Below are 8,963 nucleotides of genomic sequence, written 5' to 3' on the forward strand. Positions count from 1 at the left end.
TGCAGGAGGTCCTGCCGGACGGGAGTTATCCGGCCCGGATCCAGGCGAACAAGCACGCCAAGGCCGCTAAAACCGTCAAAGCTCCACCAGCTCTGGTGAGGGTGATTGAGTACCGCCTCGACGGCCACGCGGACGTGATCCGGCTGGTCACCAGTCTGACGGACCATGAGGACTATCCGGCTGCCGAACTCGCCGCCCTGTATGCCCGGCGTTGGGAGATCGAGATCGTCTTCGACGAGATCAAGACTCACCAGCGCGGCAGGCCGGTCCTGCGCTCGCAGACTCCGGGCGGGGCAGGCAGGAGATCTACGCTCACCTGATCGTCCACCAGGCGACCGCCTGCTCAATGAGGCGGCCCGGATGGGGCAGACATCCGCCGAGCGGACATCGTTTACCCGGGCACTGCATGTTGTCCGCCGTTCGGTGATCGCGCCGTGCGGCTTTCCCCCCTCAGCCCGAAATCATGACCGCCTTGTCAGCCTCGCCGAGATCCGCTGGTCCCTCCTGCCACGACGACGGTTACGCGACTGCCCCCGCAAACTGAAGTCGTCGATCACCCCGTTCAGCAGCAAGGCCCCCGACGAACCTGCTAGCCACCACCGTCCATCAGCCGTCATCACCGTGAACCACAGATGGCAATAACCACCAAAAGCAACGGCATTGTCATGGTCGACAGGGGGGCATAGCCATGCCGGGCCAGAAGGCCGGGAGCCTCATGATCGAGGCCGTCTAGAAGGTAACGGGAGGCTGGCGCAGCGCGTCAATGCCTCTGTGCCTGGTCGATCGCCGAGTCGAGCGTGGTGGCCGACATTATGAGGGCCAAGTGGGTGAACGCCTGGGGGAAATTGCCCAGTTGCTCGCCGCTCGGGCCGACTTCCTCGCCGAACAGGCCCACGTGGTTCGCGTACGTGAGCATTTTCTCGAATGCGTAGCGCGCCTGGGGAATCCGGCCCGCGCGTGCCAGGGCATCGACGTAGAGGAAGGAGCAGAGGCTGAATGTTCCCTCGGATCCGCGCAGGCCGTCCGGCGAGGCGGTCGGGTCGTAACGGTAGACGAGGCTGTCCGAGACGAGCTTTCTGTCCATGGCGTCCAGGGTGGACAGCCAATCGGGGCTCATTGGCGCCAGGAACCCAACCCGGGGGAGGAGTAGCAGAGAGGCGTCGAGGACATCGCCGTCGTAGTGCTGGACGAGGGCCCGCTCCTTCTCACTCCATCCGCGCGCCATGACCTGTTCGAGGATCGCGTCGCGCGTCGCCGTCCAGCGCGCTGTATCGGCGGGCCTGCTGAACTCGGTGGCCAGGTCGAGTCCGCGGTCGAAGGCCACCCAGCACATCACCCGGCTGTACGTGAAGTCTTTGCGGCCGCCGCGTGTCTCCCAGATCCCCTCGTCCGGCCTGTCCCACGAGTCGGCGAGCCAGTCCAGGGCCGCGGCGAGAATTTTCCACCCCTCATAGCTCCCGCGCTTGGCCACCTCGCGATTCTCCGTGAGTGCGTACATCGTCTCGCCGTATATGTCGAGTTGCAGCTGATCCATGGCCGCGTTGCCAGCCCGGACAGGGGAGGAGCCGCGGTAGCCCTCGAAGTGCTCCAGGACCACTTCCGGCATTTCAGGATCCCCGTCGACCCGGTACATGATCTGGAGGCGTTCGCCCGGCAGGTCCTTCCGGTCGTGCAGCCGATCGCCCAGCCAATGGGTGAACTGGGTTGCCTCCTCGACGAAGCCGAGATCCAGAAGGGCTCGGACCGACAGCGAGCCGTCGCGGACCCACGTATAGCGATAGTCCCAGTTGCGCTCGCCGCCCACCTGTTCGGGAAGGCCCATCGTCGCTGCAGCGACCGGCGCTCCGGTGGGGTGGTAGGTCAGGAGTTTGAGGGTGATGGCGGACCGGGCCACCACGCTCTGCCATCGGCCGTGGAAGGTGGCGGTGCGCAGCCACTTCTGCCAGTACTCGCCGATCCTGAAGATCTGGTCGCTGATCTCCTCGGCGGTGATCGGTGCGGGTGGCTCGCCCCCGGGGTCGCAGACGGTGAAGACAGCGGCGGCCGTCTGTCCTGCGTGGAGTGTGATCTCGCCCCGCACGTCCTGCTCCTCACGCGCCAGCGGAAAGCTGCTGCGCAGATATCCCGTTATCCCCGGCGAGCGGAACACTGCGAGATCCGGGTGCAGTTCGAGCTCGTGGACGGCTCGGGCGTAGTCGAAGCGCGGCCTGCATTCTAGGGAGAACCTGACGGTTCCGCGTACGGCCCGGACGGCGCGTATCAGCGTGTGTCGGTGGCTGGGCGTCCTCGTACGGTCGGGCGGCATGCAGTCGATGACTTCACCGACCCCGTCGGGCGACATGAAGCGGGTCACCAGGATGGCGGTGTCGGGGTAGTAGAGCTGCTTGCATGCTCCCTTCGGATGGTCGGGCGCGAAGCGGAAATGTCCGCCCCGGTCGTGGTCGAGGAGGGCGGCGAAGATGCTGGGCGAGTCGAACCTGGGAGCTGCGAACCAGTCGACGACCCCCTCGGACGAGACGAGGGCGGCGGTTTGCAGGTCGCCCACCAAACCGTGGTCGGCAATGGGTGGATAACGGTACATACACACTCCAAATTTCTTATATACCTTTTTAGTACCAATAGTGCCCAATATTCAACTGGTGTCCATGAGGCGCTCTGCTTGCCGCCGCTGCTCGGGGCTGCGTTACTGCTCCTGGAGTGATCGTTCGCCATGGAGGTTGTGACATGGAGATGGTCAACCTTTGAGTGGTGCGTCCTCCGGAAGTCACTGACGAAGCGGTCCGTGTGCGTGACGGTGACGTGTTTGTCTTCAATCTGGTGGTGCAGCCGGGAGTGTCACGCCACCCGGACGGCGACTCCGTCGGGGGGCGATGTTCTGGCAGGTGGGGCCAACGACCGGTTGCAAAAATTGCGCGAACTGTAAATGGACCGGCGGTGCACCATCGTGCTCAAACCGCTTGACCTGGCGTTCTCCGGGGCGGGGCAGAAGTGGAGAGACAGCAGCTCGGGGCGCTGGCACACGCGCCGGTATGGGCAGCCGTCGAGGCGCGCATCCGCGCCGAGGGCACGTGTCTGCCGAGTCTCTACATCTATCTGATCATCGCGGAGGTCATCGGCTGGATGGCCATCCTCACCAACTCCCAGATCCTGACCGTTGCGGCCGTGGTCGTCGGGCTCGAGTACGGCGCCATCACCACGCTCGCGCTGGGCTTTAGACCGGGGGATCAGGGCGAGTATTCGGCGCGGGCTGGTCGCACTGCTGAAGGGCCCACGCTGGCCATTGCCGTTGCCTATCTGTTCTCCCTTCTGATCCGGGGGTTCGCTCTTCGGCCCCCGGCGTTCGACCTCGGTCTCCGGCCCGTCTCGCATCTGATCGACACACCCGACTCCTTCTCGTTCACCGTTGCAGTCCTGGCTGGCCTAGTCGGCATCAAGTCCCTGGCCCGGGCCAAGGCAAGCGCCCTTCTCGGAGTCTTTATCTCGGTCACTGAGCACGTTGCCGCGCGGGTCTTGTGCTGCCTTGATAGGGCGTGCGTCGCAAGCATGTGCGACGGACGGGCCCGAAGACGGTGGTCCACACCTGTCCGGAACATGGGTGCGCGACATCGCCGTCTCGCGCAGAGGTCCGCGATACGGTGCTGTGGAAGATCGCGGCAAGGACGAGTACGCCGCCGCAGTCGCTGCTGGATGGCGTCCCGGCGGCTGAGACACGCATATGTACCCGCGGCCCGGCCGATGACCCCGGACCACGACAGTGTCTGAATCTCTGGAGGACTGCGGGCCGGTGAACACAGTGGATGAGGCAGACACGAAGCGCACCGAGCTTTCCGCGCTGTTCCGGGAGGTCGCAAGGTTCGGTGTCGTCGGTGGGCTGGGCGTCGGGGTGAATCTCGCCGTGTTCAACCTCAGCCGAGCAGTAACGTCACTGCCCGTTGTGCGATGCAGCCTCATCGCGACCAGCGTGGCAATAGTCTTCAACTACCTGGGTTTCCGATACTTCGCTTATCGACACCCGGGCCCTCGTGTCGCGGAGTTCACACTCTTCTGTGTTTTCAGCGTCGTGGGCCTGATCATCGAGAACGGGGTGCTGTACCTCGCGACGTACGGCTTTGGCTGGGACTCGGCCCTTCAGAGCAACCTCTTCAAGGTCGTGGGGATCGTGTGCGCAACCCTCTTCCGCTTCTGGTCCTACCGCACCTGGGTGTTTCGGGTGCGTCGCTGAGCGCGGCTGCGTCGGACCGCATCCGGTGTCACCGGACCGAGGAAGGGGCGGCCGAGACGTGGGCGGTGGTGATGGTCATCGGAGTACCGGTGACGGCGATGAGGTAGGTCCCCGGACTATGGCCGCGTAGAAGGGCGCGGAAGCCTCCCGGGGGTTCCACGCGATAGTCGGCGGAGGCGTGTGGGGCCAGGACAGCGGGGCCCGAGGCAATGGTCCACCAATTGGAGGCACCCTGGCCGGTGCGGCTCGCGAAGTGCGGTTCGAGCGTCGTTCCAGTGGTGTTGACGATCCGTATCTCGATCGCGGTGACACCGACGCGCGAGCCGTGCTTGACGAAGTGCGGTGAGAGTCTCATGTTTAGGGGCGGTGGGCTAGCCGCGGCGATCACCACGCACGCGAGGGCGGGGACGAGCAGTCCCGCGGTCACGGCGGCCTTCGCTCGGTGACCGGTGAGGTGGGGCAGGCGTGGCTGCCAGGCGGTGGCGAAGGCGGCGGCCGGGACGGTGGCGGCGGCTGCGAGCCACAGGGGGGTCATCATCAGGAAGTAGCCGTCCTGGGAACGCATGGCCAGGTAGAAGGCGACCCACGGCAGCACGGTGATGGCGGGCCCGAGCCGCCGGACGAACAGCAGCGTGGCGGCGAGCAGGCCGACAAGGAGCAGTCGGCTGCCGTAGGAGTAGTAGTCGAGGCGGCTGCTGCCGTTCGTGAAGTAGTAGGAGATGCCCATCAGGCCCTGGCCGTGCAGGATCGCCTTCTGCTCAAGCGGCAGGAGTATTCCGTGCAGCCAAGCGGAGAAGTCCTGGACCGCGACGTAGGCGTTGGCGGCGGACCAGGCGAGGACGGCCGTGGTGGCGTAGCGGGTGGTCACGGCCATGGCGCGGCGTGGGCCGAGTTCGCCGCGCCGGACGGCGTACAGGCCGATCAGAAGGAACGGGGCGAGGAACCAGGCGAGTTGTTGGGCTGCGCACGCGGCACCCAGGCAGGCCGCGCGCAGTACGCCTCTGGCCCCGAGGTGGCCGCCCTCACCCGCGCTGGGCCAGCGCACCACGACGGGGACGAGGAGGGCGAGGGCGGTGATGGCCGGGTAGCCGGCGTAGGCGTAGTGCGGCAGGAACCCGAAGCCGAGGCAGACGGCGGTGGCAGCGGACCGCCAGGGCGTCGGCAGCAGAAACCACAGGAGGACCGAGGAGACCAGGAGCGCGCCGGTGGTGACGAAGGTGGCGGCCGCCGTGGAGTGGATAATGGCGTGGACCGGTGTGGCGAGCAGTGCGGTCAGGGGCGGATAGCCGTAGGTGTAGTCGGCGCCGCCGGACATGGTCTTGGTGATCCCGACATTCGGCGTACCGAACAGCCAGGGCCACGGCTGGCCGTAGACCGGATGGCCGTGCAGGATCTGGTTCGCGGCCTGGGCGGTCAGCACGCCTTCGTCGCTGCCCGCGTGATCGAGCAGATAGCCGCAGGTGACCAGCGCGACAGCGGTCACCAGGACAAGGGCGTCGACCCTGATCAGCGCACGCCGGCTGCGTATGACAAGGCTGAGCACGGCGCAGACCAGGATGGAGGCGTAACAGACGGAGATGGCGCCGGCGACTGTCGGGCGGGAGGCCATTGCGTTGGTCCAGGCTCTGCGCGTCCCGATGAACAGGCTGATCGTGGCCACCAGGGTCATACCTCGGTGCAACTGCTGGGCCCGACGTCCGGGGTACCGGACGTCGGCGGGAATCGAGGGCGGTGCCACCAGGGCCGTTCGGGTACGGCGGCGGAGCGTGACGCCAGTTCCGGCGCGGTAGGTGTCAGCCATGGACTGCCTCCTCTGCCTCCCCCTCATTGGGCGACAACCGCATACCGTCGGCCACTCGAAGGTTATCTTCTACATCATGTAGTAGATAACGCGGAGGGTGAAGTTCTATCGTGTCGGGGGACTCCGTTGGCAGCAGTCCCGGTACGGAGTCACGTATCCGCCGTTCGGGTCAGACATCCCATGGCGTAGGGATGTCAAGTGGTTGCGGTGAGGGTTGCGTGGTGTGACCACGCGGTGGTCTCGTCGTAGAGGGTGCGGGTCTTGAGGCATCCGTGGAGGATGCCGACGAGACGGTTGCCGAGCTGGCGCAGGGCAGGGTTGTAGCCGGCGTCGCGGGCGCGCTGTTTGTCGTAGTAGCGGCGGGCGCCGGGAGAGGCGTTGATGGCGGAGAACGCCTGCTTGTGAAGGGCGTCAGCAAGGCGGTCGTTGCGCGCGTGGCGGGCATGGACGGCGTGAGTCCTGCCGGAGGCGCGGGTGATCGGGCTGGTCCCGGCGTAGTTCTTGCGGGCCTTCGCGGAGGTGTAGCGGGTGGGGTCGTCCCCGAACTCGGCCAGCACCCGAGCGCCGGTGATTTCGCCGATGCCGGGCATTGACTGGTAGATCTCAGCGTCCGGGTGCGCGAGAAAATGCGCGCTCAACTGCTCTTCCAACGCGGCTATCTGCTCGTTCAGCGCGATCAGCAAGTTGGCGTGCGCGGTCGCCGCCGCGGCATAGGCGGCGGCGACCGGGGCGGCGACGCCGAGCTGCGGCTCGCGCAGTCAGGCCTCCCGGCCGACCAGCTGGGGCACGGTCTGACCTCAGAACTCGCAATGGCTCGGAGACCGGGAGTGCTCACCTGCTGGCGGCTACGGACCGTAGTCTTCCTCACGGCCCGACGAGGCCCGGCGGCCCGTCCGACCGCCCGCCGGCCCAGGCAGTCGCGGACGCGCTCGTCGCCTGCGGCATTCCCGCTTGACGTCTTCGGCGCCCTCGCCGTGGGCGGCACTGCGGGATCGGCCCTCCTGCTCATGGCCAAGTGAGGCGGCCAGTACGCTGAGTGCGGCACAGCCGACGGTCAGTGCCCACAGGGCCCGCCGCCACGGCCATACCAGCCAAGGTCCCGCGGCCACGACCGCCGAGGCGCAGGCCGCCAGGTACACCGCCGACGGCCAGCCCGCCTGCACCAGCCCGCCGCGGCCCACCAAGACCTCCGGCCACAGGTCGGGGCGGCTGCCGGCCAGCGCGAGCCGGGTGAGCGTCCAGGCAATCGCCGCCCCCAGGGCGGCAGCAGGCAGCACGCGCAGGACCGCGTCGACGCGTCGTCGTACGACGAGAACGATCAGAGCGGCAAGCGGCGCGAGCATGGCGATCGCCTGGACCGTGCCGACAAGGCCGTCGCGTACACCCGGCGACAGCGCGGTGGCCGCGGAGAGTAGGCCTGGGCCTTGCGGGCGAAGTCACGGGTGGCGACCGCCAGCAGCACCGTCAGCCCGAGCGCCGCCAGCGACACCAGCAGGCGCAGCACGTCGGCCGCTCGCCTCACATGGTGCGGCGTGGGAGTGTCCACGGCAGGCGCGAGCCCGGCCTCCGGCGTGCCCACGATGTCGGAGGAGAGCAGCGAGCCGCGGTGGTCGGTCATGTCCGGCCGTCGGCTGAGGTGCGAGAACGACCCATGCGTTCACTCCCTGGTCCGGCTCGACCGGACATGCCTCCATGCTTCCACGCGGCGGCGATCCTCGTACGGCGACGACGCCCTCGGATCCGCGGCTTCAGCCTCCCGCGGGAGGCCGGGTGGTGCCGTCCAGGCGGGTGCGGTTCTCCGCGAGCATCTCCTGGACGCGCCGCTCGACCTCCACGGGGTCGACGCCGAGGGCGCGGCCCATGTGGATGGACCACACCTCCGAGCGCACGTTGGTCTCAAAGTCCATTTAGGCGCGGACGTTCTCCCGGGCGGCCTGACGGTTCTGGCTCACCATGACGAAGGTGGACAGGAAGATCGCCTCCAGACTGACGATCATGGTGAGCAGTCCGAAGGGGAACGGGTCCCAGTTCGCCCCTTCGCCGAAGGCTCCTTCGTTGCACACGATCCACACCGTGAACCAGGCCGCGTGCAGATATACAAACGTCGTGGTCCCGGAGAAGGCGGTGATCCCGTCCGCGATCTTGACCTGGGTTCCGCGCATCCGCGCGAGAACGTCCTGTTCGTTGACGATCCGTACGCCCGGCCCCTTCAGCGCAATGCGCATGGCCGCTCCCTGCCCCGTGTCCGACGAGGAATCGCCGTCAGGTTACGGCGGCGCGGTGGGTACTGCGCGACAACTCGGCATGAGCGGCATCGCGTCGGCGCGTCCGGCAGCGCCGCATCGCGGACATGGACCTCGGTGGCGACGCCTGGGCCCGCATCGCGGCGGAGCCGCCGTCCCCACTTGATGCCGAGGCGCCTATGTCGCCGTCCATGTCGGCGTCGGGCAGAAGGCCCTCCCGATCTGATAGCTGCGCCCGGTCCTCACCGGTCACGGAGCCGTTCCGTCACTTCAAGCGAACAACCCTCGCCTCTGCCGGGTGGCTCAGGACGAGGCGGAGGACGATGGAGAAGACCGATCCGACCACATGCTCCGGGAGGAGAAGACGCCATCCCTGATCTTGCGTGGGTATCCCCGGCTTCAGCCGGGGAGGGAAACGCATCTCAGGATTGCTCTGACCCGCAGGTCACAGTGGACGTTTTTGCTGCTCGATGTACTGACGGATCACGGTGAGCGGTGCGCCGCCGCACGAGCCGGCGAAGTAGGAGCGGGACCAGAAGACGGAGCCCATGCCGATGCGGTTGATCCGGCCGGTGTACTCGGCCCGCAGGTATCGGGAGCTAACGCCCTTGAGGGAGTTGATCAGCTTGGACAGGGCGACCTTCGGCGGGTAGTGCACCAGTAGGTGGACGTGATCGGCCTCGCCGTTGAACTCCCG

Annotated in this window: 11 protein-coding genes; 3 read left to right on the top strand and 8 right to left on the bottom strand. The window is 67.1% G+C overall.

The window, feature by feature from the left end; translation table 11 throughout:
* Positions 1 to 320: transposase (locus ACGFYN_RS47355; protein WP_393872171.1), on the top strand; the 320-nt coding region annotated here is incomplete at its 5' end.
* Between the two features lie 440 nt (positions 321 to 760).
* On the opposite strand, the gene ACGFYN_RS47360 is transcribed toward ACGFYN_RS47355, so the two are convergent.
* Complete coding sequence (locus ACGFYN_RS47360) at positions 761 to 2,581, bottom strand: glycoside hydrolase family 15 protein (RefSeq protein WP_393872172.1); 1,821 nt, start codon at positions 2,579 to 2,581, stop codon at positions 761 to 763.
* Positions 2,582 to 3,120: 539 nt separating this feature from the next.
* Between ACGFYN_RS47360 and ACGFYN_RS47365 the strand changes: the two genes are divergently transcribed.
* Positions 3,121 to 3,762, top strand: coding sequence for a DUF389 domain-containing protein (locus ACGFYN_RS47365; RefSeq protein WP_393872180.1), 642 nt, complete (start codon positions 3,121 to 3,123; stop codon positions 3,760 to 3,762).
* A gap of 31 nt (positions 3,763 to 3,793) precedes the next feature.
* Positions 3,794 to 4,222 (top strand): GtrA family protein, encoded by a 429-nt coding sequence (locus tag ACGFYN_RS47370; protein ID WP_393872181.1) that lies wholly within the window; start codon positions 3,794 to 3,796, stop codon positions 4,220 to 4,222.
* Positions 4,223 to 4,250: 28 nt separating this feature from the next.
* Here ACGFYN_RS47370 and ACGFYN_RS47375 read toward each other — a convergent pair whose 3' ends face one another.
* The 7 genes from ACGFYN_RS47375 to tnpA form a co-directional block, all read right to left on the bottom strand.
* On the bottom strand, positions 4,251 to 6,023 hold the full coding sequence (locus ACGFYN_RS47375; protein WP_393872173.1) for a hypothetical protein: 1,773 nt from the start codon (positions 6,021 to 6,023) through the stop codon (positions 4,251 to 4,253).
* Between the two features lie 194 nt (positions 6,024 to 6,217).
* Positions 6,218 to 6,706 carry a transposase gene (locus ACGFYN_RS47380; RefSeq protein ID WP_393872174.1) on the bottom strand — a complete coding sequence of 163 codons (489 nt, stop codon included), beginning with the start codon at positions 6,704 to 6,706 and terminating at the stop codon, positions 6,218 to 6,220.
* 162 nt (positions 6,707 to 6,868) lie between these two features.
* On the bottom strand, positions 6,869 to 7,366 hold the full coding sequence (locus ACGFYN_RS47385; RefSeq protein ID WP_393872175.1) for a hypothetical protein: 498 nt from the start codon (positions 7,364 to 7,366) through the stop codon (positions 6,869 to 6,871).
* Positions 7,342 to 7,641, bottom strand: coding sequence for a hypothetical protein (locus tag ACGFYN_RS47390; protein WP_393872176.1), 300 nt, complete (start codon positions 7,639 to 7,641; stop codon positions 7,342 to 7,344). The genes ACGFYN_RS47385 and ACGFYN_RS47390 overlap by 25 nt, the downstream gene beginning before the upstream one ends.
* Before the next feature lie 130 nt (positions 7,642 to 7,771).
* Complete coding sequence (locus tag ACGFYN_RS47395; RefSeq protein ID WP_393872177.1) at positions 7,772 to 7,930, bottom strand: hypothetical protein; 159 nt, start codon at positions 7,928 to 7,930, stop codon at positions 7,772 to 7,774.
* The gene (locus ACGFYN_RS47400) at positions 7,931 to 8,248 is read right to left on the bottom strand and encodes a DUF1003 domain-containing protein (RefSeq protein WP_393872178.1); all 318 of its coding nucleotides are present in this window, start codon (positions 8,246 to 8,248) and stop codon (positions 7,931 to 7,933) included.
* A 463-nt stretch (positions 8,249 to 8,711) separates the two neighbouring features.
* Positions 8,712 to 8,963, bottom strand: a 252-nt coding sequence (gene tnpA, locus ACGFYN_RS47405; protein WP_393872179.1) for an IS200/IS605 family transposase, incomplete at its 5' end; no start/stop codon positions are given.

Source organism: Streptomyces sp. NPDC048419, from assembly GCF_043200415.1.
Classification (GTDB): Bacteria; Actinomycetota; Actinomycetes; order Streptomycetales; family Streptomycetaceae; genus Streptomyces.

Bases quoted from the DNA above. Each gene is read 5' to 3' on its own strand.
- ACGFYN_RS47360 (WP_393872172.1), bottom strand. From the start codon at position 2,581: ATGTACCGTTATCCACCCATTGCCGACCACGGTTTGGTGGGCGACCTG.
- ACGFYN_RS47365 (WP_393872180.1), top strand. From the start codon at position 3,121: ATGGCCATCCTCACCAACTCCCAGATCCTGACCGTTGCGGCCGTGGTC.
- ACGFYN_RS47375 (WP_393872173.1), bottom strand. From the start codon at position 6,023: ATGGCTGACACCTACCGCGCCGGAACTGGCGTCACGCTCCGCCGCCGT.
- ACGFYN_RS47385 (WP_393872175.1), bottom strand. From the start codon at position 7,366: ATGCTCGCGCCGCTTGCCGCTCTGATCGTTCTCGTCGTACGACGACGC.
- ACGFYN_RS47390 (WP_393872176.1), bottom strand. From the start codon at position 7,641: ATGACCGACCACCGCGGCTCGCTGCTCTCCTCCGACATCGTGGGCACG.
- ACGFYN_RS47395 (WP_393872177.1), bottom strand. From the start codon at position 7,930: ATGGACTTTGAGACCAACGTGCGCTCGGAGGTGTGGTCCATCCACATG.
- ACGFYN_RS47400 (WP_393872178.1), bottom strand. From the start codon at position 8,248: ATGCGCATTGCGCTGAAGGGGCCGGGCGTACGGATCGTCAACGAACAG.